This is a genomic window from Arthrobacter sp. NPDC057013 (assembly GCF_042674585.1).
Lineage (GTDB): Bacteria > Actinomycetota > Actinomycetes > Actinomycetales > Micrococcaceae > Arthrobacter.
In genome coordinates, this window is record NZ_JBHUSE010000013.1 from 26,197 (window position 1) to 49,833 (window position 23,637).

Consider the following 23,637-nt stretch of genomic DNA (forward strand, 5'->3'; position numbering starts at 1 on the left):
CTCTCTAACGGTGTTGGGTGGATGCCGGGACGCCGGCGCTAGTGTTCCGCGACGATTTGGTTGTAGACGTGGTTGCGCAGCCGGCTGTATTCGGGCAACGCTTTGGTTTCGGTCTGGCTGCGGGGCCGGGGCAAGGGGACATTCAGGTATTCCCGGACTACGCACGGCGGTTCGCTCAGGACCACGATGCGGTCCGCGAGGTAAACCGCTTCGTCGATGTCATGCGTGACGAAGACGATGGTGATCCCGTACTTGGCCTTCAGGTCGAGCAGCAGGTCCTCAAGTTCGATGCGGGTCTGCGCATCGACGGAGGCGAACGGCTCGTCCATGAGGAGGATCTCGGGCCGGTAAGCGATCGCGCGTGCGATCGCCACACGCTGCTGCATGCCACCGGAAAGCTGCCAGGGGTACTTGTCCTCGTGGCCTTGCAAGCCGACGGCGGTCAGGGCTTCCTGAACGGCCGCGGCACGCTCGGCTCCGCGGAAGAGCTTGCGCAGCGGCAGTTCGACGTTGCGGCGTACGGACATCCACGGGAACAGCGAACGGTTGTATTCCTGGAACACCAGGCCCATCTCCCGAGGCGGTCCGCTGATGGGCTTGCCGTGCAGGTTTACCGCTCCGCCCGTGGGCGGCATGAGTCCCGACAGGCACCGCAGCAAGGTGGTCTTGCCGCAGCCCGAGGGGCCGACGATGCAAACGAATTCGCCGACGGCGGCCTCGAAGCTTACGTCCCGCACCGCCACATGCGCGGTACTTCCGGAGCCGTAGGTCTTTTGCAGGTTCTTGACGTTGATGAGCATGGTGGTTTGTTCCTGCCCGGTGGTGGTTTCGTGAATAGCTGTCATGCGTCTCGTGTGCTCGCTTTCAGGCCGTGGTGCCATTGCAGGGCGAAGTGCTCGACACCGAGGAAAATTAGGTTGACGACGTAGCCGACGATGCCCAGCATGAGCAGTCCGGCCCACATGTCGGTGATGACGAACATCCGCTGCGACTGCAGGATCGAGTAGCCGATCCCGTTGGTGCTGCCCACCATCTCCGCGACCACCATGAGGATGAGCGCAAGGGCGAGGCTGGCCCGGAGTCCGGCGAAGATGCTCGGCGCAGCAGCGGGCAGGACTACCCGGAAGAGCCGTTCTGCCCGGGAGAACTGGAAGCTGCGGGAAACGTCGTGCAGGATCGGTTCCACGGAGGCTGCGCCCGCTGCGGTGTTGAGGATGATGGGGAAGGAGCATCCGAGCGCAATGACGAAGATCTGCATCGGAGCGCCTACGCCGAAGGCAATGAGTCCGAACGGCACCAGCACGACGGCGGGCAGGGCGCGCAGGAAATCAATACCGGGAGCCAGCAACCGGCGGGCCCAGGAGGACATGCCGATTGCGAGGCCGACGGCGATGCCGGCCACGGCTGCCAGGAGGTAGCCCGCCAACATCCGGCTCAGGCTGGGAACCACGTGTTCAAAGAAGCCCTGGCCCACCCACACCGCACGGAAGCTGTCCAAAATGGCGGACAGGGGCGGGAAGTACAGGGACTTGGACCCGGCGGACAGGACGTACCACGCTCCAAGCACCGCCACCGTGGTGAGTATTTCGAGGCCGAGCAGGCCCGGCTTGCGCGTTTTCATACAACTGCCTCCCGGTGGCTCGGGTGCCAGCGCAGTAGCCGGCGTTCAAGTGCGACGATCAGGAATCCCGTGATGTAGCTCAGTAGGCCGGCAGCGAAGATCAGCGCATACATGCGCACGTTCGATCCCGCACTCTGGGCTGACAGGATCGCCGTGCCCAGGCCGGGTCCGCCGGCGATGAGTTCGGCCGTCACGGCGATCACGATCGCCAGGGCCGAAGCGAGCCGGATGCCCGTCGCTATGGACGGTGCGGCGCTGGGCAGGGTGACATGCCAGAAGACCTCGGCGCGGGTGAAACCAAAGGAGCGGGCGGTGTCACGGGCCACCGAATCCGTTTCCCTCACGCCGTAGACGGCTTGGAACAGGATGGGCCAGAACGTCGCAAAGACCACAAGGAAGACCTTCATATCGGTGGTGATGCCGAAGATCAGAACGGCCAGGGGGATCAATGCGACGGCGGGTATGGGGCGCAGGAACTCGATCAGGAATCGGGTGGCGCGGTAGGCGTAGACGTTACTGCCGATCAGGATGCCTGCGGCGACGGCGGCAACCATGGCGATTGCCAGGCCGACGCCCCAGGCGAGCATTGTTGATTGGACGTCTGCCCAGAACGGTGCCGTAACGAGCATCGCGACGAACTCTGCCAGGACGTGGGACGCCGGCGGCACGAAGTTGGAGGGCACCAGCTCAAGGCGGGGGGCTATTTCCCAGATTGCCAACGCCATGACGATACCCGGCCAACTGGCTGTACGGGCGGCTGTTTTTAACCGGCCCAACATGCTTTCCGAAGTTCTCATGCGGAAACTGTATACACATGGATTCCGAAAAATGCAGGGGATTCTCGAAAAATTTTCTATGTGAATGCAGGCCCCCTTGCGGGGCGGGCCTACTGCGTCGGGGGACCTTCCAGCACCAGTTGCGTGCAGGTAAACCACGCCACCCGGCGCGGTTCGGCGGAGTCCCGGAGCCTGTCCACTTCGACGTTCACGACCACCGTGCGCCGGCCATGGTGCACCAGCGAGGCGCGTGCGCGGAGCAGGTCACCTTCGCCCGCGGCGCCCAGGAGATTGCACGAATAGTCCATGGTCACGTAGCGGGGCGAACCGAGTGCCGCTTCCGTCGCCCAGCCGGCGGCCGCGTCGGCGAACACGGCGTAAACCCCGCCCTGGACGCTTCCTTGCTGGTTGAGGTTCTCGGCGCCGACCAGCATCTCCGCGTCCGCGAAGGCCGGGCCCCAGTCGGTGAGCTTGATGCCGAGGACGGCGAGGGCGCCGCTGTCCGGGGTGACACGTTCCATGAACACACTCCTCCTTGTGTTGGGTGAAAATGGATACTACTGTACACAGGAGGCACAGGCGTGTGTCTGGTCATGCCTTGGGCATGGCTTTCCATCGTTAATAGACAACCCAACGGGGAGATCCTAATGGCAGCCAGACCACGGGCAGCCGCTTCAGGCCAGGGCCAAAAGCCCATCTTGGACCGTCGCCGCAGTGCCTACGAGCGAATCAAGCAGGCAATCGTCTCCGGGGATTTCAAGCCCGGCGAACTGATGATCGAGACGGCGCTTGCCGAATGGTGTGAGGTTAGCCGCACCCCAATCCGGGAGGCCCTCACGCGCTTGGAACAAGATGGAATTGTGGTACGGACCGATCGGGGTCTTATGGTGCGGGACGACAGCCCCGAGGACGTGCTCGATCTGTACGAGACTCGCATTGCGCTGGAGGCGACGGTCGCGAGGGTGGCAGCCGAACGGCGCACCTTCCATGACCTGCTTCAGATGCGCGAGCTGGCGGAGCACATGAAGGCGATGGACAACAGCGATCCGCAGGCCATGGTAGAGGCGAACGACCGTTTCCACCGTTCCGTTTGGCGAGCAAGCCATAACCGCTCGCTCATGGATTTGCTGGACCGGTTGAGCCTTCATCTGGGCCGGTATCCAGCGACGACGCTGTCATATCCGGGTCGTTGGGAACGGGCGAACGATCAGCACAGTGCCCTTCTTGACGCCATCGAGGCACGCGAGGGCGATGTGGCCGCTGAGCGCGCTGCCGAGCACTTCACTGAGTCGCGCAACATTCGTCTCAAGCTCTGGACCAGTGGGGCGCCGGAATAGGGCCCGAGTGCTCCGGGAGGGAAGCTGAAGCAAGCTAAAACGAAGGTGCATGTTTGTGAGAGCGTACTCCCCGGCGACAGTGTGGCGCCCTGAATCCCGGGCAGGTATGAAGGGCTGGAGGCTTAGTGGGAGAAGCGGGTCCCTTGCCCGGGCTGATCCTCGCCGCCAACCAGGGCCGCCGTTTAGGGGTTGGACCTAGGCCCAGTACCTGCCTTCGGGCTTTCATGACAGACCATGCGGCTCATGTCCGCGGTCCGCCACAAGGGTGATGGACTTGGTTGTCGTTTTCATTGGGCTTCTTTCGCGGCGACCGACAGTGGCTTGACTGACCTCTTGAATCGCAAAGGTCTAACCAAAAGATGGTATGATTGATCTCATTGCAGTGCAATATGTGACATGCGTAAGCCGCACCGGCTATGTCCGAACCCCCTGTAAGAAGCTTTTTGACATCCTCGTCATGTCTGAAACCGCGCCGACGGCCCCTCCGGCCACGTCGGGGAATTCAAGGTGATAATCATCGAGATAGAACTCTTGACTACAGTCCCATCGTCGATCGGTTCCCCTTGAGTTGTCCAAAGGGAAAGCGCATGCTATTTCATGTACCTGCATTTCCAATTGGGAAAGTGCTCGGTATTAATTTCGTCCGGATCCGCTGATCTGCCGCTCGATCCGCTCAACCACGGGTGGCGTGACTACGGTTTGAGGGTTGGAATATGGCGAATTATAGAGTCGCTTGATTGCCACGGAATCCGTGCCAGCGTCCTGCTGAACTCGGACGTCTGCAGTCGCTATCCCCAGGTTATTAAGGCGGGCAAAGAACGTGGCTGGGCATGGCTCGCCCATGGCCGCAGCAATTCGATACTCCAGGTGGGGATGTCGCCCGACGAGGAACGGGAGTACCTCAAGGACGTCATCGACACAATCGCCCTGCATACAGGCTCGCGACCCAAGGGCTGGCTCGGACCCAACGGGAGTGAAACACCGGAAACTCCTCGGCTCCTGAGGGAACTCGGTGTGGACTACCTATTGGACTGGTCTGGCGATGATCAGCCCTTCCACCTCAATGTTCCGGGAATGATGAGTATTCCCTACTCTTTCGAGGTCAATGACATCAGGATGTTGGGCGGCGCGGTCAGTGCGGGCGAGTTTTCGCGAATGGCGATTGACCAGTATGAGCAACTGAGTAAGGACTCGGCTAATACCGGCCGGGTCATGGCGCTGCCCTTGCATGCGTTTATTAGCGGCCAGCCGCACAGGACAAAGTACCTGGATTTGATCCTGGGTTTCATTGCCAGCCAGCCGGATGTCTGGCTGACTACGAGTGACGAAATCGCACGCCACTACCAACTGAGCTACCCGGCCCCGTACCCGTGCTTGGCGACCGTGCGCACCAAATCGATTACAAGCGTTAGGAAAGAAAATGGAATCTTGGCGAAATGTTATGTCCGGCGAAGCCTACAAAGCATTCGGTGCCACGGCGGAACGCCCCGTTGTTCCGGGCCGGCGGCCTGCACTCCTGATCATTGACGCGGTTACTGCGTTCCTTGGGGAGCGTGGGCTGTCCTTGGAGGAGTCGATTGCAGACCGTCCGCTGAGCTGCGGGCCGGCAGGCTGGTCCGCCCTGGCGCACATCAAGGACCTGCTTGAGTGGGCCCGCGAGCGGGACTTTCCGGTTATCTACACGGTGGGGGACTCGGGGATCCTGGGCGGCGCGCTGACGCGCTCCGTTGACGAGCGGGAGGCCGGCCGGTCGGAAATTGCGGAGATCCCTGACGAGATTGCGCCCCTGGCCGGCGATGCGGTCATCGCCAAGTCGCGCGCCAGTGCCTTCTTTGGCACCCCGCTGGCCGCGCTGCTCGTGAAGGAAGGGGTGGACAGCCTGATCGTCACCGGCTGCACTACTTCCGGTTGTGTCCGTGCCTCCGTGGTGGACGGGCACTCGCACGGCTGGCCCGTCGTGGTCGCGGAAGAGGGGGTCTTTGACCGGGCGAAGCTGAGCCATGACGTCAGTCTCTTTGAGATGAATGCCAAGTATGGGCACGTCGCGACCGCCAAGGAGATCATGGATGCATACGCTGTCCCTGCATGAGTCCATCCATTAGGCCATTGCGGTATGATTTGTCTGCTGTCTTACCGCGCATGGACGGAAGGGCCGGCTTACTTTCTATCGCACTCGGCGAACCGTCTGACTGACGGTCGACAGGGGGACAAATGGCTACCAGTACCGAGGATTTGTTCGTCCCTGTCAATGTTGACCGGGCATCGCAGGTCATCGTGGACCAAGTCAAGATGCTCATCCGCGCGGGCAAGTTGCAGCCGGGCGATCGCCTGCCCAGCGAACGCGAACTCTGCCAGAGGTTCAACGTCAGCCGCGTGACAGTCCGTGAGGCCTTGCGGGTTCTTGAGACCACAGGGCTGCTGACCATCAGGGTCGGCTCCCATGGCGGCGCCTTCCTGACAAGTCCTTCGGCCGAGCGGCTCGGCGTGGGCCTGGCGGACCTCATCTCGCTCGCGCCGGTCACGGCGCACGACGTGACCGAAGCCCGGTTCATCGTCGAGCTCGGCACCCTTCCCTTGGCGGTCGAAAGGGCAACGGAGGAAGACATCGCTGCCCTCTTCGCCATGGTCGGGGAGTCTGAGGAAGCCGTGAAGGCCGGCCAGTACAACATTGAACTTTCTGCCGCCTTCCACACGCGCATTGCCCAATGCACGCACAACCCGGCCATTGAGATGATGATGCAAAGCTTCAACGGCCCCATGCGGATGTCCCTGGAAGAGTCGCACACTGCCGCACCCATGGGTGAACAAGGCGTGGCAGAGCACCGCAAGCTCGCCGAGGCCATTCAGGCCCGCGACGTCGACGCGGCAGTCAGGCTGATGACTGAGCACCTCAAGCGGACTGCCGCCCGCGTTCTTCCCAGCTCCTAAGCAGGCCCATAGGGCTCCGGGCCGGCCATAAAGCCGGCTCGTTGCCATGCCCGCATTGCGGGGCGCCACCCCACCGCTACCTGACAGCGCTTGAGCTGACAGCGCTTGAGTCGGACAGGGCTCTCCTTCGCGCCTCGATTCCGGCTGGGCTGCAGATCCGGCTGCGTTCCCCGCAGAAAATTTTCCGTTAAATCCCGCCTCCAGCCCTCGCCAATTCGCCGTGTCCGCGGTACGGTATAATGGTCTAACCAATGGAGGATCACATGACCGGAACCCTTATAGTCGGCGCCAGCCAAGCCGGCCTGCAGATTGCATCGTCGTTGCGCGAATTCGGCGATGCCGATCCCATCATCCTGGTCGGCAACGAGGACGTTGCCCCCTACCAGCGCCCGCCATTGTCCAAGGCCTACTTGGCCGGCAAGGCCACGGCCGAGTCCCTCAGCTTCCGATCCCCTGATTGGTATGCGGAGAAGGGCATTGAGCTCCGCCTGTCCACCCACATCCAGGCCATCGAACTTGACGGCCCCTCCTCGGGCAGCGGCGTAGCCGTGACCGGCACCGGCGAGAAGATCCCCTTCCGCCGGCTCGCCCTCGCCGTGGGCGGCTCGCCGCGCCGGCTCCACATCACGGGCGCAGAGCTCGACGGCGTGTGCGTACTTCGCGACATCGCCCACGCAGACGATCTGCGGCTGCGACTGGAGGCCGCGTCCGTCGTCGTCGTCATCGGCGGCGGATTCATCGGCTTGGAAGCGGCTGCGGCCGCGACGGCGGCAGGCAAGGACGTGACTGTCGTCGACGTCGCCGACCGGCTTTTGGGCCGTGCGGTAGCCCCGGAAGTCTCGGCCTTCTACCTGGCAGCGCACCGTCGGCGTGGCACCAAGGTGCTCCTGTCCACCGGGATCGAAGCCATCGAGGGGAACGAACAGAACAGCGTAACCGGAGTCCGCCTGGGCGACGGCACGGTGCTGCCCGCCGACGTCGTACTGGTGGGCGTTGGGCTCGTGGCAAATACCGACCTGGCCGCAAGTCTCGGCCTTGAAATCGATCGTGGAATCGTCGTGGACGCACTGGCCCGCACCAGCAACCCCAACATCGTGGCCGCCGGTGACTGCACCACGCTCCCGCATCCCCTCACCGGTGAGGGCCGCTACCGCATCGAGTCGGTCCAGAACGCCATAGCCCAGGCACAAATCGCCGCGGCGACGCTCATGGGGCGCCCGCAGGGACCTGCGGCTGTGCCGTGGTTCTGGTCGGACCAGGCGGACCTGAAGCTGCAGATTGCCGGCCTCTCCAACGGCTACGACGAAGTGGTGGTCCGTGGCGAACCGGATGAGGAACAGTTCTCCGTCCTCTACTACGCCGGCGGTCGGCTGATCGCGATCGATGCGATCAATGCGCCCCGTGACTACATGGCAGTTCGCAAGCTCCTGGGAACCGGCGGCAGCATCCCGGCTGAACTGGCCGGGGACACCAATGTGCCGCTCAAGGACCTCGCGGCCGCCGTCACGGTCTGAGCCAAGCCAACCAGCAGGGCAAGCAAAAGCGCCCCCCACCTGAAGTGGTCCCGGATAGTTGGACTGGCCAAATAAGATCCTAAGCCGCGAGGGCCTGGGCTCGGTATTGCACCGGGCTCAGGCCCTCGAGCTTTGTCGAGATCCGGTCGTTGTTGTACCAGCGGATGTACTCGTGCAGGTGCGTGGTGAGAGCGTCGGTGCTGATGAACCGAACGCGGTGGAACATCTCTTCCTTGAGGTGGCCGAAGAAGTTTTCCATGACGGCATTGTCGTAGCAGTTTGCCTTGCGGGACATCGATTGGACTGCGCCGGCTTCCTTGAGGAGCGCTCTCCATGAGGCGTGGCGATACTGGAAGCCCTGGTCTGAGTGCACGACCGGATGTTGACCAGGTTCCAGGCAGGCGAGGGCTTGCTTGAGTGAATCGTTGGTGAGCGCAAGGTTCGGGGACGGGCTGATCGAATGGGCGATGATCTGCCGGTCAAAAAGGTCCATGACCGGTGAGAAGTAGAGCTTCCGGTCGCCGACATTGAATTCGGTCACGTCCGTGACCCACTTCTGATTCGGAGCGGTGGCGTTGAACTCCCGCTTCAGCAGGTTCGGCGCGACGGTGCCGTGCTCGCCTTGATAGGAGTTGTAGCGCTTCCTCCGCCGGACCCTGCAGGCCAGCCCGAGTGTGCGCATAAGCTTCAGCACGGTCTTTTTCGCGAGCTTCCAGCCCTGCTTGAGCAGTTCCGTGTGGACGCGTCGGTGCCCGTACCGGCCGTGGTTCATCGTGAAGATCTCCCTGACTGCGGCCTTGAGAGCCTCCAGAGGGTCTGGAGCCTGGAGTCGTGACTGGTGATAGAAGAATGTCGATCGGGCAAGACCCGATACCTGCAGCAGAACAGGAAGCGGGAAGTCAGCCTTGAGGGCGGTGAGGGCCTGGACCTTCACCGTTGTTCTTGAGCCCTCAAGGCCCGCAATTTTCCCAAGTAGGCCACTTCTGCCCGCAGGCGCTCGTTCTCATGGCGTAGCCGCTCCAGTTCGGATGGTTCAACCGGCGGGGCGTCGGGCTTCCGAGGTCGGCCTCTAGGCTTCGGTCGTAACGAGTCCGGGCCCTCAAGACGATACGCGCGCACCCACGTTCTCAGTAGGACAGGAGAGGACAGACCAGCCTCTGCTGCCAGATCAGGGCCAGTTTCGCCAGCGAGGAACCGTTCGACCAAAGCGAGCTTGAAACTCGAAAGAATACGACTGTTTCTTCGGCTTGGTCACCAGCGCTCCTCGACCATGAATCCTCCACCGCCGATACAGCCTCTTGACCGGCCAAATAGACACGCCTAACAGATTAGCTGTCGCCTTATCTGCAAGACCTTTCTCAAACCACGCTACAGCCGCCTCACGCTGAGCCTCGGACAACGAACTATCTACACGCAAAAAACTACTCCCCGGAAGTCAGAACTGAATTTCTCAGTCCAACTTCCGGGGAGCAGTTCAACCTCGCCGGAGGTGGGGGGCGCTTTTGCTGACGGTCCTAGGAGGCCGCAGGAACGCGGGAGGCGAGCCCCGGGTAGACCCGGCGCGCGTTCTCCCGCAGGATCCGGCGTTCGTTCTCCTCGGACAAACCTGCGTTCTTCACGTAGACCAGGGTGTCATCCCACTCCACGCCGGTCTGCGGATCCGCACCGCGCACAGCGCCGAGCATCTCGGAAGCGAACAGGATGTTCCGAGCCGGAACCACGCGGGTCAGCAGGTCGATGCCGGGCTGGTGGTACACGGCAGTGTCGAAATAGACGTTGATCAGCAACTCGGACGGGTCCTGCCAGCCGTTGCGCATGGACAGGCCCCTGTACCGGCCCCAGTGATAGGGAATGGCGCCGCCGCCGTGGGGAATCACGAAGCGCAGCCCCGGAAAACGGTTGAAAAGGTCTGATTGCAGCAGCTGCATGAAGACGCTGGTATCCGCGTTCAGGTAATGGGCGCCCAAGGTGTGGAAGTTCGGGTTGCAGGCCGTAGACACGTGGATCATCACCGGGATGTCGAGTTCCTGGATCACCTCGTAGAGGTCGAACCAGGACTCGTCCGTCAGCGGCTTTCCAGCCCAGGTTCCCGAGGGGTCCGGGTTGAGGTTCGCTCCCACGAAACCAAGTTCGGTCACTGTGCGCCGCAGCTCGGCGATAACTCCGGCGAAGTTGCCGTCAGGGGTCTGGGGCAACTGAGCCACGGGGGCGAAGTGCTCCGGGTGCAACTCGCTGACGCGGTGCACGAGGTCGTTCGAGGCCCGCGCCCAGGCATTGGCCGTAGCTGCATGCGGAACGTGGTGCTCCATGCCCGACGCCCGCGGGGAGAGAACCATGAGGTCTCCGCCGCGCTCGCGCAGGACGCGCAACTGGTTCGGTTCCACGCTTTCGCGAAGCTCGTCGTTGCTAATGGCCGCAAGCGTGGCTTTCTCCCCGTTGAGCTGGGCTTTACGGAAAGCGAACAGCTGCGCAGGTTCAGTGGTGTAGTGGCCGTGGACGTCGATGATCATTTCTGGGCCTCCTGTGTCCAGTCTTCGTAGGAGATGTAGCGGATACCGGCTTTTTCAAGCAGCGGGCGCATGTTGTTGACGTCCAAGGCGATCTCCCCGGTTTGGTAGCGTGAACGTGCCCTCGCTTCCTTTTCCTCGCGGGCCTGGGAGGCTTCGAGAACCTGGGGAGCTTTCAGGCGCGGCACTACCACGACGCCGTCATCGTCCGCGACCACCACGTCACCGGGATGGACGATCCGGCCGGCAATAGAGATGGGGACGTTGACGTCACCCAGGCTTCCCTTGCCGGTGCCCTCCGCCGATACCGCTTTGGACCACACCGGGAAGCCGATCTGTTGAAGATCAGCCACATCCCGTACTCCTGCTTCGATAATCAGCCCGCGCACGCCGCGCGCCTTGAGCGAGGTGGCAAGGAGATCACCGAAGTAGCCCATATCGCACGGAGCGGTGGGCGCAACCACCAGCACATCGCCTTCGCCGCATTGCTCCACGGCGACGCCGATGGTTGTGTTGTCTCCCGGGGTCACCGTGACAGTGACGGCGTTGCCCGCGATCCGGGCTCCCGTCTGCACGGGGCTGATGTGCGAGCCCAGCAGGCCTTCGCGCCCCTGGGCCTCGTGGACGGTGGCCACACCGTAGTCGGAGAAAGCGTCCACGACGGTCCGTTCGGCGCGTGGCGGATTGGTGACAACAAGCCCGGCCATCAGCGCACCGCTCCACCGGGCTGGCCCACCAGTTCGGGCATCATCGACACATGGATGGCATCCTCATCGGTTTCGCCGGCGAGCACGCGGATGGCGTGGTCCACCTGGTCGATGCCATAGCGGTGCGTGGCCAGCTTCTCAAGGGGGTAGCGCCGTGAAGCGAGCTGGCTGACGGCGAGTTCGCAGGCATTGAAGGAGTGGCCCCGGGCGGACTTGATGGTGATCGCTTTCTCGGTAATTTTCTTCACCGGGAAGTCGGGGAAGGCGGCCAGTTCGCCTTGGATGAGGAGTGTGCCTTCCCGGCGCTTGAGGACGTCGACGCCGAGCAACACGGGGGCGGTGCCGGCGCGGGACGTGCAGTCCAGGACGTAGTCCAGGCCGCGTCCGTTGGTGAGGTCCATGATCTTCTCGCGGGGGTCCTCGGTGAGGACGTCGATGACGTCGTCGGCGCCGAGCTCCTTGGCAAGTTCAAAGCGCGCCTTGTCCCGCGTGGTCCCGGAAACGATCACCTGGGCAGCGCCGGCTGTTTTGGCGGCGACGAGCTGCGCCAGGCCCTGCTGGCCCGGGCCTTGGATCAGCACGGTGTCGTTGTAGCCGATTCCCGCAGTCAGCAGGGCCCACTCGATGCCGTTGGAGAGGGGCATGACCAAGCCGGCTTCCTCCGCTGTGATGGTGTCCGGGATCTTGTGGAGCACCGCATTCCACGGCAGGTACATGTACTGCGAAAAACCGCCCCACAGCGTGCCGGGGAAGTCGGCCGAGGTGTAACCGAAGCGGCGTGCATCCGGGTTGGTCCGCCAGTCGGTTGCCTCGCAGTGGCGGTACTCGCCGATGCGGCACCACTCGCAGCTGAAGCAGGCGACGTAGTGTTCCACGAACACCCGGTCCCCTTCTTCGAGTCCCTGGCGCTTCTTGAATTTTTCGCCGGCCTCCACAATGACGCCGACGTTTTCATGGCCCATGATCACAGGACCCTGGGTGGCCGCGGTGGTTGGCGGCTTGGAATACAGCTTCACATCCGTGCCGCAGATACCTGCGACCTCAATTTTCAACAGGGCCGACTCATCGTCGATCTTCGGCCGGTCAAACTCGCGCATTTCGGTGGTTCCCGGAGCAACCCGGACCGCCGCCAGCACCTTTTCAGACATCATTGGCTCCCTTGAGCACGGCCTATGGGCCTTGGCAAAATGGTTAGTCCAATCTACCATGCATGTATTCATCGTCGCCAGAGAAAATTGGAGCCACCATGCCCGTGAAGCTTTCCGCCCTCAGCAGGACCCAAGGAAACAACCGCCGACTCAAGGATGGAACCATTGTCCCCGAAGGCTTCCCGCTGGAGTTCCAGGAAATCCCCGTCCTCGTCCAAGGATTCCGCCGGATGGTCCGCGAACTGGCCTACGACGTCAGCGAAATGGCGCTGACGACTTATCTGACGGCCAAGGAACACGGCGTGAAGTTCACCGCGCTCCCGATCTTCCTGGTGCGGGGATTCCACCACAACGCGATTGTGGTCCGCCGCGACTCGGGCCTCACCCACCCCGGACAGCTTGCCGGCAAGCGTGTCGGCGTGAACCGCGGGTACACGGTGACCACCGGCGTCTGGGCCCGCGCCATCATGGCCAACCAGTACGGCCTTGACCTGGACTCGGTGACGTGGGTCCTCTCAGGTGACGAACACGTCCAAAGCTACGTGCCGCCGTCGAAGGTTATTTCCGCGCCGTCCGGCAGGACGCTGGAACAGATGGTGCTCGACGGCGAACTTGACGCCGCGATCGGCGTCAAGGCCGACTCCCCGGACCTGGTCCCGCTCATCCCCGACGCAGACCAGGCCGCCCTCGCAGCCCTGCAAACAACGGGCCTCTATCCGATCAACCACCTGGTGGTCATCCGCGACGACGTCCTGGAAGCGCACCCGGATGCCGCCGTCGCCGTGTTCGAAGCCTTCGCGGAATCCAAGCGGCAGTACCTTGGGGACCTGAAGGCCGGGGCGCTGGCCGAGCCCGACTCCGCCGACCGGCTCCACCTCCAGGTACTGGAAGCGACAGGCTGGGAGGACCCCCTCCCTTACGGCGTGGAACCCAACCGTGAAGTTCTTGAGGACCTCGTTGAACAGGCAAGTCGGCAGCACATCCTGACCAAGGGCGTGAAACTGGACCAACTGTTTGCCGAGCCGGTCCGCGGGCTCACCGGCTAAACGTTCTCCATCCGCGGGTCCAACTGCGCACGGACAGCCACAGGAGCTGCCGTGCGCAGTTCGCGTTTGGTGGCTTGTTCGAGGGACATCCCGGTGGACAGATGCATCAGCACGCGCAAGGCATTTCCGTGGCCCGCCACCACCACGGTCCGGCCCTTGCGCAGTTCCGGAGCGAGGATGTGCCGCCAGTACGGCGCCATGCGTACTGCCACATCCGCCAGGCTTTCGGCGGAGATTGCCGCCGCTTCGGCGTGCGCAGCATACCGGGGATCGGCGCTCTGGGCGGACAGGGCGGCGTCGTCCGCCTTCGGAGGACAGCCGTCGACGCCGCGGCGCCAGGATTGCACTTCAGCGTCGCCAAAGCGCGCCCTCGCGTCAGCTTTGGCCAGCCCCTGCAGGACGCCGTAATGACGTTCATTCAGCCGCCAGTACGCGCTCGGTGAGAGCGGCCAGCGGGCTTCTTCGACCAACAGCCGGGCCGTTTCCACGGCCCGGCTGAGGACGGAGGTGTGTATTGCGTCGGGTTTGAGCCCGGCGAGCTGCGCCGCAGCCCGCCGGGCCTCCGCGCGTCCGTGCGCGGTGAGGGGAACGTCGAGCCACCCGGCGAATACGTCGTCGGCATTCGCGGTGCTCTCACCATGGCGCAGCAGCACCAAGCCGGACATCAGTGTTGCTCGAGGAACGCCAGGATCCGGGCGGGAGCGGTTTCCCGGGTTTGTTCGGCCACCGGAACATCCCAGTATTCGTGGACCGGCAGGCATTCCTCGAGGTAGCGCGCCGCCGACGGTGCATGCGAGCTGTCCTGGCCGGGCACAACCAGCCCCGGCACCTGGAGGGTCATCAGGTCCTCGGCCTCGACGCCAGGCACCGTGTCCCGGTCGAACAGGCCCCGCGCGGAACCAGTGACCATCAGTTCGTACTGCTTCACGTCCATGGCCGCGTAGGCCGCCGCGAACCCGTCGTTGCCGCGCAGTGGCGCCGCCCAAGGACCCACGCGCGGGTCCTTGCTGAAGCCCAGGGTGCTGGATCGGGCGAGTTCGACGACGGCACCCATGCCGTGTTCGAGGGCGAAGGCGAGGTGTTGGCCGAAGCGGCGGTGCTGGGCCATCCGGTATTGCGGCCCGCCGGCGGGGGAGAACAACACCATGCTGCGCACACGGTCCGGGTGCCGGATGGCCAACGCCGCCGCAGTGGAGCACCCCACGCAACCACCCATGGTGTGCACGGCGTCGTAGCCGAGGTGGTCGATCAGTCCCAGCGCCTGGGTCACGTAGCGGTCCCACGCGAGGCGCTCCAGGCGACCGCCGGACTGCCCTGATTCACGGCGGTCGAAGACGATGCACGTGTAGCTTCTCTTGAAGGCATCAACGAAACCGAGCTCCCGGTACCGGCCGAAAGTGATCCAGTTTTCCAGGGTGGAGTCGAATCCACCCGGGCTGAACATGAGCAGCGGAGGGCCTTCGCCCACGGTCTCGTAATGGGTGGGGATTCCGTCAATATCGACGACGGGCATATTGTGCTCCTCTTAACCTTGGCCGCGGAGATGCTTCTCCCCGCGAACATCTGCGATGCACTCGGTCAGGGCGTCATAGGCGATGCGCCCGACATTGGCGTAGGTAGTGGGTTCGGCATCGATCCACTTGGCGCTGTAGCCGATTGCCGCCGTCGACATCCTGATCCGGCCGTCCAGCCACGGACCGCCGCCGAAACCGCCCAACACGGGGATGGAAACCGCCTCCACCACCGCCGGGCCCACCACCGGGCCGGAATTGGTGAAGTTGAGCGCGACGGCGCCGGCGGACTCGAGCCGTTTGGCTTCGGCGACGAACTGTTCCACCATTTCGTCCGGAACAACCGCCCCTTCGGCCTGCGAATACGCGACACCGTACTTAAGGGCTGTTTGCGGCGTGATGCCGAACTGCGCGAAGACGGGAACGCCGGCACGGGTGACGGCCTCCACCGCCTCGGGGAAGTCCGCGGCGGCGTCGAGCTTTACCATGTCGACGCCGGCCTCCTTCGCCAGGCGGATAGCCGCACCGACTGCTTCCTTGGCCCCCTCCTGGAGGGGGCCGAACGGGAAGTCGCAGCTGAGGAGTGCGGACTCGACGCCGCGGCGCACCGCCTTCGCCGCCACCAGGATTTCCTCCATGGTGATCTCCAGCGGGTGGGAGTGCCCCCACAGGTTGACGCCAACGGAATCACCCACAGAGACAATGTCCGCACCCGCACGGTCCGCGATCCGCGCCATCTGGTAGTCCCAGGCGACAATGCAGGCGCTCTTCTTGCCGTCCTTTTTCATCTCCTGGAGCTTGGGAATGGTCATGGTGCTCATGCGCGCGTTGCCCTCAGCAGCTCCACCAGGTCGTCTTCCTCCGCCGGGACCAGCAAGATCCTGGCATGGGGCCGGAGGTGGAAGAGCGCGTCGCTGGTGAGCGCGCCGGGGGTGACAACCAGGCCCGCCGTCATGATGCCGCGCTCACGCGCGAGGTTTCCGACGGCGGCAACTGCCGCCCCGTTCTCGCCGGACGTGGAGACCATGATCACCGTGTTGGTGTCGGTCATGACCTCTTCCAAGGACACGTCCGAGGCGCCGATTTCGGACAGCACCCCGCCGGGGTCGGCAACGGAGAAGAAGCGGGCCTGGCCCCAGTCAAGCAAGGCAGCGGAACGGATGATGCGCTCGGCTTCGTGGTCGAAGGCGACAACACGGGTGTTCCGTGCGGCCGACAACGGGTAGTCGATCCGGAATGCCGCTTCCTTGGTGGTTGCCGCCCTGGCGCAGGAGCTGGGGCCGGCAGGCACCGAACGCGGAGCGCTTGAGTGTTCGTGATCGTGATCGTGATCGGACATGGCTCAGACCGAGGTGTGCGGCTTGGCGGGTTCGGCAATCATGGCTTCGCCGATGCCCTCGACGAAGGCCTGGTCGGCGGGGAGCACGATCGCTACCGAACGGACCTTCTGGTCACTGGGTCTGTTGCCGGTGGGTTCCACGCCGTCCTGCAGCGCCTTGACGGCCTTGTAGAGCTTTTGCCGGGCCTTGATGATGCCGGCGTCGGTGGCCACCAGGCGTTCCTTCGTCCTGTCGACGAGCGGGCCCATGGACTCCTGGAGCGAGGAGTCCTGGAGGGCGATTCCCTCGATGCCGGAGTAGTTCTCGCCGCGCTTCTGGGACTCGCGGTCCATCAGGTAGTCGTTGTCCTTGTTCGCCAGGGGACGGTAGGAGGCGTCGTTGGCGCTATGGACGCCCTTGCCGGCGCGCATGGCAGCGACTTCGGCTTCCGTGAGCTTGCGGGTGGGGTGGTAGTCGAAGCTGTACGCCCAGCAGTTCTCGTCGTCGATGGGGACCCAGAAGTGGCCGTGGACGGGGTGGTCTCCACGCGGCGGGACCATGGTGAAGTTCGGCAGTACCCACGGCGTCACGCGCCAGTAGTACTTGCCTTCCTCGGCGTTGCGGCGGGCGCCGATCAGCAGGCCGCCTTCGTAGTCCACCACTTCGAAGAATGGCTTCAAATCGCCCTTGTTGTACTCGTTGCCCTTGGATCCCTTGAACAGCGGGTCGCTTTCGAGGTTGCCGCCATGCAGGAAGGTGACGTGGCTTGAGTCGATGCCGCCCTCAAGGGCCTGCAGCCAGTTGCACTCCTGGAGCCGCTTGGAGGTGAAGACCTGGCCCTCCGGAACGGTGTACGCTTCCCACTCAGGCAGCGGCGGCTGGGCGGCGGGGTCGCCGAGGTAGGCGAACAGCACGTCCCCGCGCTTGACCATCGGGTAGGACTTGAGCTTTACGTTGGCGCAGAAGTTGCTCGTGGCCGGCTCGCTGGGGACTTCCACGGCCTGGCCGGTGACGTCATACTTCCAGCCGTGGTAGGGGCAGCGGAGGCCGTTTTCTTCATTGCGGCCGAACCACAGCGAGACGCCGCGGTGTGCGCAGAATTCGTCCATCAGGCCGTAGCGGCCTTCGGAGTCGCGGAAGGCGATGAGGCGCTCAGACAGCACCTTGACGCGAACCGGGGGGCAGTCGTTTTCGGGGAGTTCCTCGGCCAGCAGCACCGGCTGCCAGTAACGGCGGAAGAGGTCACCCATGGGAGTACCCGGACCTGTCTGAGCCAACAATTCGTTGATGTCCGTACGCAACATGCGAAGGATCCTTTCGTCCTGAGCTCGTCCTGAGCGGAGTTGAGAACTTGCTTACTGGTGTCCGGGTCCTGGCTGCGCCATCGCCGGACGGGAAATTAGGGCTGGGTGGGGGGAAGGTCGACGACCAGGCCGTCGAGCTTCTCTTCAAGCACGATCTGGCATCCGAGGCGGCTGCAGTCCCGCGGCTCAGAGACGCCCATGTCTATGAGATCCGCTTCTATATCCCCCGGAGCGCCGACGGCGTCCCGGAACTCCTCGCGGACCCACACATGGCAGGTGGCGCAGGAGTTGTTCCCGCCACACTCGCCGATGATGCCCGGAACCCCGTTGCGGAGCGCCGCTGACATCACCGAGTCGCCGGTTCCGGCGTCCACAACATCGATTGCGCCCTCGGCGCTGACATAAGAAATCTTGACCATTGGATCCTCCTACTAATGGTCTAACCATAATGCCGTTGGCAGGTTCGCGGTGTCAATGATGTGGCGCAGGTAATTTCCGGGGTTCTGAAACACGCCGCTCACAACACAGCCAGGGCCCGACGCGGAGTCGGGCCCTGGCGGTTCTTTTCGGCTTGGCTAGGGATTGATGAGCTCGGCTACGAGGGCATCGCTGCTTGGGTAGTCGTCCGACGGCGGCGCCCACCGTTCCGTCGAAAGCCCGGCTGCCGCCGGGTCGTCTGCGCTGATGTAATCCGTTGGAGGTTTGCGGTTGATCCTCAGCTGGAAGATGTCGTTGCGGTTGTAATGCCCTGCGAAGTCCTGCGCGATCTTCTGCCGGGCCCACTGGTTGAAGTCCAGCTCGGCATAGAGGATGCCCTCGGTCTTGCCGTCGAGGGGCCCGGCAAGCACCCGCGTGTCCGGGCCGACGATCACCGATCCTCCCTGCCCGGCACCTGACGCGATCCTTTCCGCCGCTTCTTCCGTCAGCCCCAGGTCTTCGGCGTAGCCGGGGTGGGCAACTCCGCAAGCGCTGATGACGAAGGCCTTGGACATCAACGCGAAGTTCTGCGCCGCCAACAGGGAAGTCTGCGGCATGAGGGACGTGCCGTCCGGAGCGGAACGGAAATGCGGGGGCCAACTCATTCCGTGCAGCCGCGTCCCGGCCGCGGTCAGGGCAAAGATTTCCAGGGGGTTGGAGTTCTCGCCGCAAACCAGCGCGCTGGCCGGTCCGTACTCGGTATCGAACGTCCCCAGAGTGTCTCCCCAGCCTCCCCAGTGCACAATGCGCTCGCCGGCCGTGGGCTGGAGCTTTTGGTGCTTGCCCAACAACTGCCCGTCGGGGCCGAAGAAGAGCTGGGAGTTGAAGAGGGAGCCGGGCGCATTCGCGGCGCGCTCGCACACTCCCATCACCACGTATGCTCCAGCGTCCCTGGCCGCCTCGGCAATTGTGTCAACCTCCGGACCCGGGACCCTGATGGCGTTCTTGAACAGCCTCAGGTTCAATTCGTTGGAGATGGGACTGCTGACCGGTTGGAAGTGGAACCACGTAGGGTGGCCGGGCAGGAACCCTTCGGGAAAGACGATGAATTTCGCCCCGTTCGAACCGGTCTCCCGGATGAGGTCGCAGGCCTTCGCGGTGCTCCTTTCCAGGTCGAGGAATACGGGGGCGGCCTGGACTGCCGCTACGCTTATGGAGCCGAAGAATTCAGCCAATGCTTGTCCTTTCGCGCGTTTGAACAGGGGTTCGTTTAAACCGGGCGTCCGTCACAACTCCTGCCAGGGCTTGTAGATCTTCTTGACGTCATCCAGGGTCAGGGAAGCGGCCGACTTGATGGTGAAGTGGGTGGCTTCGAGGATCCCTTTCAGCTGGTCCTCGGTGAGCTTCCCGTCCCGGGAGCTCATGGGGATCTCCTCTTTGATGATCCGCGCGGCCAGCTTGGGGTCCATGCCCCACTCGTCCACCATCATCTTCGTGGCCAGGCTTTCGTCATCCATGATCCGGCCGGAAGCTTTGTAGTAGCACTCGGCAAAGGCCTTGACGTCTTCGGGACGCTCTTTGATGATCTTGTTGCTCGCGAACACCACCGTCATGGCGTTTGGCCCGATGAGTTCGCGCACGTTTTCCAAGACTTTGGCGCTGCCGGCCTGCTCGAGCCCGAAGGCGGCATGTCCGCCCCAGAGGAAGGCGTCCACGGTTCCGCTTTTCAGCCCGGCCTGGATGCCGTCCAGGCTGCCCATGGTCACTTTCTTGAAGTCGGTGTCACTCCACCCGGCTTGCTGGGCGAGCTTTTGGGTGGCGTAGTCACCAGCCGAGCCGAAGCTGCTGATCGCGAAGGTCTTGCCCTTCAGATCGGCAAAGGATTTGGCGGTGCTGTCCGGCCTGACGACGAGGTATTCATCGAACACCGACATTGAAGCGCCGATGATGGACGCGTCCAGCCCTTGGGAAATGGCGCCGATGACGCGGTTGGGGGACGTGATTCCGATGTCCGCGCTGCCCGCCGCTACAGCCTCGGCCGTCTTTTCACCCGAGGTGACGCTGACTTTCATCTGTGGATCGCAGCTAGGCCAGATATCGAGGAAGTCGCCGGCTTCCGCGCCGAGTTCCGTGGGATCGTGCTTGTTCGACTGGATGACGCGGATCTCGTTGGTGCCGGCGTCGTCGGCACCCGCGGAACCACCGCAGCCGCTAAGAAGCAGCATGAATGCTGCACCCGCGGCGACTGTCCGGAGGCTCCTCGTGATGGCGGGGCGCGCGAAATTTCCCATAAGCATGTAACTCCTCTGCGTCGTTGTTTGGAGCGAGTCCTATCCGCGTTTCGGCAAGCGGCACCTGCTTGGGGGACAGGTGCCGGCAGTGATGCATCCCACAGCGGTTGTCGCAGCTTATGGTTTGGTTTTATGGGCTGTCAATACTAATGGTCTAACTAATGGCTTATGTGTCTTTGCGCATGCGCCCGTGCCTGCCGTACATCAGCACCACTGCAAGGAAGGCGACAGCGGCAAGTTCGGCGCCGACCAGCAGCACGCCTTGGAAACCGGCCAGGAAGTGGTCGGCCGAAATCCCGGTGGTTGCGGGCGAGCCGGCGAACAACTGGTAGAGCAACACGGTGAGCGTCACGCCGATGGCCCTCCCCAGGTTCCGAAGGGTCGCAATGGTGCCGTTGGCTACTCCGGCCTGGTCCTGCCCCAGGTCACCCATCACGGCCGAGCTGTTCGGCGAGCTGAAGAGTCCGACGCTCGCGCCGATGAGTGCCAGCAAGGCGGCAACCAACCAGGGCGGCGAAGACTCTGTCAGGAACGAGGCGCCAACAAACGTGGCAATCATGACGGACAAAGCCACCAGGGCAGGACGCCGGGAACCCACGCGGTCGCTCCACCAGCCGGAAAGGGGTGAGACCAAAAGCATGGCAAGGGCCTGGCATGTCATCATCAAGCCGGTCAGGCCGATGGACCACCCCAAGACCTCGTGCATGTACAGGGGAAACAGGAAAGCGGGAAACAGCAGGAGTACGTAGGAAAGGAACGCGGCCAGTGTTCCCCAGCCATAGACGCGCCTGCGGAAGTGGCGGAGGTTGATGAGGGGAACGGCGGTCTTGAGCTCGCGCAGGACAAAAAGCGCGAAAGCCGCAACCGCCGTTCCCAACAGTCCAATGACCACCTCATGCGACCACCCGAGGCGGGGTGCGAAGCCCAGGCCGAGCAGCAGGCTTGACGTGAACATGATGAACAACGTGAAGCCGGGGACGTCCAGCCGGGGTGCCTTGGTCCCCTTCTTCGAGTCCTTGGGGACCAAGGCCATGACGCCGATTGCACCGATCAGGCCCACCGGGACATTGATCAGGAAGATCGAGCGCCACCCGAACGCTCCCGTCAGGACGCCGCCCAAGGCCGGCCCCAGCAACGTCCCTGCGGCCACCATGCTGCCGATGATCCCCAGGATCCGGCCCCTTTGGCCCACCGGAAAGGTCGCCAGGGCCAAAGGCGTGATGGTGGCCATGAACATGCCCGCTCCAATCCCTTGGAGCGGGCGGAACGCAATCATGACCGGAAGGGCCGGTGCCAGGGCCACCGCGAGCGACGCAACGACGAAGGTCAGCAGGCCGATGCTGAGGATCCTCTTTCCGCCAATGGCGTCCGACAACTTGCCAAGGAACGGAACCACCGCCGTGATGGTCAGCAAGTAGGCGGACAACACCCATTGGAGGGAGTCGATATCGACCCCGAATTCCTTGCCATCATCGGCAATGCCACCACTACGGCTGTGGCATCCACATTGGCCATGAAGGTGCCTGTGGTGACGGAGAAGAGGATGATCCATCTGGCTGCTGCCCCCGCCGTCGTGCGTTGGGTGGGCTGGACTTGGGTTTCGGTCATGGTGCGCTTTGCTTAGTGGGCGGCGTTGAGGGACGTGCCCCGTTCGGACTTGGGCGTCAGCAAGAGGTTAACCAGTCCCTGCAGTATGCCCACCAGGGCCATGAGCAGGATGATCATGGTGAACGCCTGGGGTGCGGCGAAGGTCTGGCTGTTCAAGGCCAGCTGATAGCCAAGCCCCGCGGTGGAGGCGAGCATCTCGGCGAAAATGACGGTAATCATTGACGCGCCGGCACCAATGCGGACGCCGGAACTGATCAGCGGCAACGCACTCGGCAGCTTAATAAGGAAGTCGGTCTGGAACGAGCTGGCCCCGAACGCCCTGGCCACCGTCAGCATGGTGGGCTTCACCGTGGCGAAGGCCCGCAGCGAGTTGTAGGCGATCGGGAAGAACGCACTGACCGCCCCGTAGCCGATCTTGGACCCGACTCCCGTGCCGAAGGACAGGATGAAGAGGGGGTAGAAGAGGATCAGCGGAGCGAGGTAGCCCCAGACGAAAATCGACTGGAAGACCTGCGTCCGGACCGGTGTCCTCGCTGCCCAGAAACCTGCTGCGAGGCCGAACACCGACGCGATGACGAAGGCGGCCAGGATCTCACCGAACGTGATGAACGCGGCCTCGTAGGTCGCCGGCTGCGCAAGCGCTTCTCCGAGTGCTTCCATGACCCTGGGGATGGTGGGCAGAACCAGGGGGGAGATCCCGCCGGGACCGTTTCCGTACGCCCAAATGCCAAACAGAGCACCAAGCCCCAGAATCCGCAGGGGCCATACCAGCGGGGAATTTTTGTGCTGCTTCATTGATTTCCCTATGCTCTCTGCTTTTCCAAGGGGTTGGCGTGGGGGCTGTTGCCCATGGCTTCGTTCAGCATCAGGAAGAGCTGCGAACGCAGCTGCGCGAACTCCTCCGTGGCAATGAAGTCGAGCGGGCGCGGGCGCATCTGCTCGATCTTGACTTCGGCCATGACCTTGCCGGGACGTGCGGACATGACGATCACGCGGTCGGCCCAGTAGATGGCCTCGTCGAGGCTGTGGGTCACAAGGACCACGGTCTGCTTGTTCTCCGTCAGGACCGTGGAGATGCTTTCGCCAAGCGAACGGCGGGTCTGCTCGTCCAAGGCACCGAAGGGCTCATCCATGAGCAGGATCGACGGGTTCATCGCCAGGGCCCTGGCCACCGCCACGCGCTGCTGCATGCCACCGGACAACTGGCCCGGGTGGGATTCGCCCCACTGGGACAGGCCCATCATGTCCAGCAGTTCCTGGCTGCGCTCGCGGCGTTCCTGCTTGCCGACTCCCGCGAACCGCAGTCCGACGCCGACGTTGTCCAGGATGTTCTTCCACGGCAGCAGGGAGTAGTCCTGGAAGACGAACGCGGCCCTGCGGGGATCCGGTTCCTTCACTACGAAGTCGCCCACCAGGATCTGGCCCTTGGTGGGAGTCATGAGCCCTCCCATGCAGGTCAGCAGCGTGGACTTGCCGCAGCCGCTCGGACCAAGAAGGGCAACGAATTCTCCCTCGTGCAGCGACAAGTTAATATCTTCGAGTGCTTTGACCGTCGTTCCGGCACGCGTGAACGTGACTGAAACATCATTGATGGACATTCGCA

General features: G+C 63.4%; 27 protein-coding genes. 7 read left to right on the top strand and 20 right to left on the bottom strand.

Annotated elements, in window-relative coordinates:
• Positions 1 to 38: 38 nt before the first annotated feature.
• From ACFTSA_RS16160 to ACFTSA_RS16175, 4 genes are all read right to left on the bottom strand, one after another.
• Positions 39 to 845 (bottom strand): ABC transporter ATP-binding protein, encoded by an 807-nt coding sequence (locus ACFTSA_RS16160; protein ID WP_377952560.1) that lies wholly within the window; start codon positions 843 to 845, stop codon positions 39 to 41.
• Complete coding sequence (locus tag ACFTSA_RS16165) at positions 842 to 1,621, bottom strand: ABC transporter permease (protein ID WP_377952561.1); 780 nt, start codon at positions 1,619 to 1,621, stop codon at positions 842 to 844. The genes ACFTSA_RS16160 and ACFTSA_RS16165 overlap by 4 nt, the downstream gene beginning before the upstream one ends.
• Positions 1,618 to 2,346, bottom strand: coding sequence for an ABC transporter permease (locus ACFTSA_RS16170; RefSeq protein ID WP_377952562.1), 729 nt, complete (start codon positions 2,344 to 2,346; stop codon positions 1,618 to 1,620). Before ACFTSA_RS16170 ends, ACFTSA_RS16165 begins: the two co-directional genes overlap by 4 nt.
• A 161-nt stretch (positions 2,347 to 2,507) precedes the next feature.
• A complete protein-coding gene (locus tag ACFTSA_RS16175; protein ID WP_377952564.1) occupies positions 2,508 to 2,918 on the bottom strand; it encodes a PaaI family thioesterase in 411 nt (136 codons plus the stop codon).
• Positions 2,919 to 3,044: 126 nt separating this feature from the next.
• On the opposite strand from ACFTSA_RS16175, the gene ACFTSA_RS16180 reads away from it, so the two are divergent.
• From ACFTSA_RS16180 to ACFTSA_RS16200, 5 genes are all read left to right on the top strand, one after another.
• Positions 3,045 to 3,734, top strand: a complete 690-nt coding sequence (locus ACFTSA_RS16180) for a GntR family transcriptional regulator (RefSeq protein WP_377952565.1) — start codon at positions 3,045 to 3,047, stop codon at positions 3,732 to 3,734.
• A gap of 597 nt (positions 3,735 to 4,331) precedes the next feature.
• Positions 4,332 to 5,261 carry a polysaccharide deacetylase family protein gene (locus tag ACFTSA_RS16185; protein ID WP_377952567.1) on the top strand — a complete coding sequence of 310 codons (930 nt, stop codon included), beginning with the start codon at positions 4,332 to 4,334 and terminating at the stop codon, positions 5,259 to 5,261.
• A gap of 37 nt (positions 5,262 to 5,298) precedes the next feature.
• Complete coding sequence (locus ACFTSA_RS16190; protein WP_377952569.1) at positions 5,299 to 5,823, top strand: isochorismatase family protein; 525 nt, start codon at positions 5,299 to 5,301, stop codon at positions 5,821 to 5,823.
• A gap of 122 nt (positions 5,824 to 5,945) precedes the next feature.
• Positions 5,946 to 6,662, top strand: coding sequence for a FadR/GntR family transcriptional regulator (locus tag ACFTSA_RS16195; protein WP_377952570.1), 717 nt, complete (start codon positions 5,946 to 5,948; stop codon positions 6,660 to 6,662).
• A 263-nt stretch (positions 6,663 to 6,925) separates the two neighbouring features.
• The gene (locus tag ACFTSA_RS16200) at positions 6,926 to 8,176 is read left to right on the top strand and encodes an NAD(P)/FAD-dependent oxidoreductase (protein ID WP_377952571.1); all 1,251 of its coding nucleotides are present in this window, start codon (positions 6,926 to 6,928) and stop codon (positions 8,174 to 8,176) included.
• Between the two features lie 79 nt (positions 8,177 to 8,255).
• On the opposite strand, the gene ACFTSA_RS16205 is transcribed toward ACFTSA_RS16200, so the two are convergent.
• The 5 genes from ACFTSA_RS16205 to ACFTSA_RS16225 all read right to left on the bottom strand — a co-directional run bounded on the left by ACFTSA_RS16205 (position 8,256) and on the right by ACFTSA_RS16225 (position 12,538).
• Positions 8,256 to 9,110, bottom strand: a complete 855-nt coding sequence (locus tag ACFTSA_RS16205) for an IS3 family transposase (protein WP_377952572.1) — start codon at positions 9,108 to 9,110, stop codon at positions 8,256 to 8,258.
• Complete coding sequence (locus ACFTSA_RS16210) at positions 9,107 to 9,382, bottom strand: helix-turn-helix domain-containing protein (RefSeq protein ID WP_377952573.1); 276 nt, start codon at positions 9,380 to 9,382, stop codon at positions 9,107 to 9,109. The genes ACFTSA_RS16205 and ACFTSA_RS16210 overlap by 4 nt, the downstream gene beginning before the upstream one ends.
• Before the next feature lie 308 nt (positions 9,383 to 9,690).
• Positions 9,691 to 10,686, bottom strand: a complete 996-nt coding sequence (locus ACFTSA_RS16215; protein ID WP_377952574.1) for an amidohydrolase family protein — start codon at positions 10,684 to 10,686, stop codon at positions 9,691 to 9,693.
• A complete protein-coding gene (locus tag ACFTSA_RS16220; RefSeq protein WP_377952575.1) occupies positions 10,683 to 11,390 on the bottom strand; it encodes a 4-carboxy-4-hydroxy-2-oxoadipate aldolase/oxaloacetate decarboxylase in 708 nt (235 codons plus the stop codon). Before ACFTSA_RS16220 ends, ACFTSA_RS16215 begins: the two co-directional genes overlap by 4 nt.
• Positions 11,390 to 12,538 carry a zinc-binding dehydrogenase gene (locus tag ACFTSA_RS16225; protein ID WP_377952576.1) on the bottom strand — a complete coding sequence of 383 codons (1,149 nt, stop codon included), beginning with the start codon at positions 12,536 to 12,538 and terminating at the stop codon, positions 11,390 to 11,392. The genes ACFTSA_RS16220 and ACFTSA_RS16225 overlap by 1 nt, the downstream gene beginning before the upstream one ends.
• A 98-nt stretch (positions 12,539 to 12,636) precedes the next feature.
• Here ACFTSA_RS16225 and ACFTSA_RS16230 point away from each other — a divergent pair, with 98 nt between their 5' ends.
• A complete protein-coding gene (locus tag ACFTSA_RS16230; protein ID WP_377952577.1) occupies positions 12,637 to 13,584 on the top strand; it encodes a hypothetical protein in 948 nt (315 codons plus the stop codon).
• On the opposite strand, the gene ACFTSA_RS16235 is transcribed toward ACFTSA_RS16230, so the two are convergent.
• The 9 genes from ACFTSA_RS16235 to ACFTSA_RS16275 all read right to left on the bottom strand — a co-directional run bounded on the left by ACFTSA_RS16235 (position 13,581) and on the right by ACFTSA_RS16275 (position 21,852).
• On the bottom strand, positions 13,581 to 14,249 hold the full coding sequence (locus tag ACFTSA_RS16235) for a 2,3-bisphosphoglycerate-dependent phosphoglycerate mutase (protein ID WP_377952578.1): 669 nt from the start codon (positions 14,247 to 14,249) through the stop codon (positions 13,581 to 13,583). The two genes, ACFTSA_RS16230 and ACFTSA_RS16235, sit on opposite strands and share 4 nt — an antisense overlap.
• Positions 14,249 to 15,097 carry an alpha/beta fold hydrolase gene (locus tag ACFTSA_RS16240; protein WP_377952579.1) on the bottom strand — a complete coding sequence of 283 codons (849 nt, stop codon included), beginning with the start codon at positions 15,095 to 15,097 and terminating at the stop codon, positions 14,249 to 14,251. The genes ACFTSA_RS16235 and ACFTSA_RS16240 overlap by 1 nt, the downstream gene beginning before the upstream one ends.
• A 12-nt stretch (positions 15,098 to 15,109) precedes the next feature.
• Positions 15,110 to 15,916: a 3-methyl-2-oxobutanoate hydroxymethyltransferase gene (locus ACFTSA_RS16245; protein ID WP_377952580.1), complete on the bottom strand. Its 807-nt coding sequence runs from the start codon at positions 15,914 to 15,916 to the stop codon at positions 15,110 to 15,112.
• Positions 15,913 to 16,434, bottom strand: coding sequence for a hypothetical protein (locus ACFTSA_RS16250; protein WP_377952581.1), 522 nt, complete (start codon positions 16,432 to 16,434; stop codon positions 15,913 to 15,915). The genes ACFTSA_RS16245 and ACFTSA_RS16250 overlap by 4 nt, the downstream gene beginning before the upstream one ends.
• 3 nt (positions 16,435 to 16,437) lie before the next feature.
• A complete protein-coding gene (locus ACFTSA_RS16255) occupies positions 16,438 to 17,718 on the bottom strand; it encodes a Rieske 2Fe-2S domain-containing protein (RefSeq protein WP_377952582.1) in 1,281 nt (426 codons plus the stop codon).
• 95 nt (positions 17,719 to 17,813) lie between these two features.
• Positions 17,814 to 18,137, bottom strand: a complete 324-nt coding sequence (locus tag ACFTSA_RS16260; RefSeq protein ID WP_377952583.1) for a 2Fe-2S iron-sulfur cluster-binding protein — start codon at positions 18,135 to 18,137, stop codon at positions 17,814 to 17,816.
• 156 nt (positions 18,138 to 18,293) lie between these two features.
• A complete protein-coding gene (locus ACFTSA_RS16265; RefSeq protein ID WP_377952584.1) occupies positions 18,294 to 19,370 on the bottom strand; it encodes a carbon-nitrogen hydrolase family protein in 1,077 nt (358 codons plus the stop codon).
• Positions 19,371 to 19,421: 51 nt separating this feature from the next.
• Positions 19,422 to 20,432 carry an ABC transporter substrate-binding protein gene (locus tag ACFTSA_RS16270; protein ID WP_377952585.1) on the bottom strand — a complete coding sequence of 337 codons (1,011 nt, stop codon included), beginning with the start codon at positions 20,430 to 20,432 and terminating at the stop codon, positions 19,422 to 19,424.
• 160 nt (positions 20,433 to 20,592) lie between these two features.
• The gene (locus ACFTSA_RS16275; RefSeq protein WP_377952587.1) at positions 20,593 to 21,852 is read right to left on the bottom strand and encodes an MFS transporter; all 1,260 of its coding nucleotides are present in this window, start codon (positions 21,850 to 21,852) and stop codon (positions 20,593 to 20,595) included.
• A 6-nt stretch (positions 21,853 to 21,858) separates the two neighbouring features.
• Between ACFTSA_RS16275 and ACFTSA_RS16280 the strand changes: the two genes are divergently transcribed.
• Entirely contained in the window at positions 21,859 to 22,050 is a 192-nt protein-coding gene (locus ACFTSA_RS16280) for a hypothetical protein (protein ID WP_377952588.1), read from the top strand.
• Here the strand turns inward: ACFTSA_RS16280 and ACFTSA_RS16285 are convergent.
• Both ACFTSA_RS16285 and ACFTSA_RS16290 read right to left on the bottom strand, forming a co-directional pair.
• Complete coding sequence (locus tag ACFTSA_RS16285) at positions 22,047 to 22,829, bottom strand: ABC transporter permease (protein ID WP_377952590.1); 783 nt, start codon at positions 22,827 to 22,829, stop codon at positions 22,047 to 22,049. The two genes, ACFTSA_RS16280 and ACFTSA_RS16285, sit on opposite strands and share 4 nt — an antisense overlap.
• Before the next feature lie 8 nt (positions 22,830 to 22,837).
• Positions 22,838 to 23,632, bottom strand: a complete 795-nt coding sequence (locus tag ACFTSA_RS16290) for an ABC transporter ATP-binding protein (protein ID WP_377952591.1) — start codon at positions 23,630 to 23,632, stop codon at positions 22,838 to 22,840.
• Positions 23,633 to 23,637: the final 5 nt, after the last annotated feature.

What these genes read in the sequence shown, in the direction of transcription:
- ACFTSA_RS16160 (WP_377952560.1), bottom strand. Translation starts at nt 845, where the DNA reads ATGACAGCTATTCACGAAACCACCACCGGGCAGGAACAAACCACCATG.
- ACFTSA_RS16165 (WP_377952561.1), bottom strand. Translation starts at nt 1,621, where the DNA reads ATGAAAACGCGCAAGCCGGGCCTGCTCGGCCTCGAAATACTCACCACG.
- ACFTSA_RS16170 (WP_377952562.1), bottom strand. Translation starts at nt 2,346, where the DNA reads ATGGCGTTGGCAATCTGGGAAATAGCCCCCCGCCTTGAGCTGGTGCCC.
- ACFTSA_RS16175 (WP_377952564.1), bottom strand. Translation starts at nt 2,918, where the DNA reads ATGGAACGTGTCACCCCGGACAGCGGCGCCCTCGCCGTCCTCGGCATC.
- ACFTSA_RS16180 (WP_377952565.1), top strand. Translation starts at nt 3,045, where the DNA reads ATGGCAGCCAGACCACGGGCAGCCGCTTCAGGCCAGGGCCAAAAGCCC.
- ACFTSA_RS16185 (WP_377952567.1), top strand. Translation starts at nt 4,332, where the DNA reads ATGTACCTGCATTTCCAATTGGGAAAGTGCTCGGTATTAATTTCGTCC.
- ACFTSA_RS16195 (WP_377952570.1), top strand. Translation starts at nt 5,946, where the DNA reads ATGGCTACCAGTACCGAGGATTTGTTCGTCCCTGTCAATGTTGACCGG.
- ACFTSA_RS16200 (WP_377952571.1), top strand. Translation starts at nt 6,926, where the DNA reads ATGACCGGAACCCTTATAGTCGGCGCCAGCCAAGCCGGCCTGCAGATT.
- ACFTSA_RS16215 (WP_377952574.1), bottom strand. Translation starts at nt 10,686, where the DNA reads ATGATCATCGACGTCCACGGCCACTACACCACTGAACCTGCGCAGCTG.
- ACFTSA_RS16220 (WP_377952575.1), bottom strand. Translation starts at nt 11,390, where the DNA reads ATGGCCGGGCTTGTTGTCACCAATCCGCCACGCGCCGAACGGACCGTC.
- ACFTSA_RS16225 (WP_377952576.1), bottom strand. Translation starts at nt 12,538, where the DNA reads ATGTCTGAAAAGGTGCTGGCGGCGGTCCGGGTTGCTCCGGGAACCACC.
- ACFTSA_RS16230 (WP_377952577.1), top strand. Translation starts at nt 12,637, where the DNA reads ATGCCCGTGAAGCTTTCCGCCCTCAGCAGGACCCAAGGAAACAACCGC.
- ACFTSA_RS16235 (WP_377952578.1), bottom strand. Translation starts at nt 14,249, where the DNA reads ATGTCCGGCTTGGTGCTGCTGCGCCATGGTGAGAGCACCGCGAATGCC.
- ACFTSA_RS16240 (WP_377952579.1), bottom strand. Translation starts at nt 15,097, where the DNA reads ATGCCCGTCGTCGATATTGACGGAATCCCCACCCATTACGAGACCGTG.
- ACFTSA_RS16245 (WP_377952580.1), bottom strand. Translation starts at nt 15,916, where the DNA reads ATGAGCACCATGACCATTCCCAAGCTCCAGGAGATGAAAAAGGACGGC.
- ACFTSA_RS16250 (WP_377952581.1), bottom strand. Translation starts at nt 16,434, where the DNA reads ATGTCCGATCACGATCACGATCACGAACACTCAAGCGCTCCGCGTTCG.
- ACFTSA_RS16255 (WP_377952582.1), bottom strand. Translation starts at nt 17,718, where the DNA reads ATGTTGCGTACGGACATCAACGAATTGTTGGCTCAGACAGGTCCGGGT.
- ACFTSA_RS16260 (WP_377952583.1), bottom strand. Translation starts at nt 18,137, where the DNA reads ATGGTCAAGATTTCTTATGTCAGCGCCGAGGGCGCAATCGATGTTGTG.
- ACFTSA_RS16270 (WP_377952585.1), bottom strand. Translation starts at nt 20,432, where the DNA reads ATGCTTATGGGAAATTTCGCGCGCCCCGCCATCACGAGGAGCCTCCGG.
- ACFTSA_RS16285 (WP_377952590.1), bottom strand. Translation starts at nt 22,829, where the DNA reads ATGAAGCAGCACAAAAATTCCCCGCTGGTATGGCCCCTGCGGATTCTG.
- ACFTSA_RS16290 (WP_377952591.1), bottom strand. Translation starts at nt 23,632, where the DNA reads ATGTCCATCAATGATGTTTCAGTCACGTTCACGCGTGCCGGAACGACG.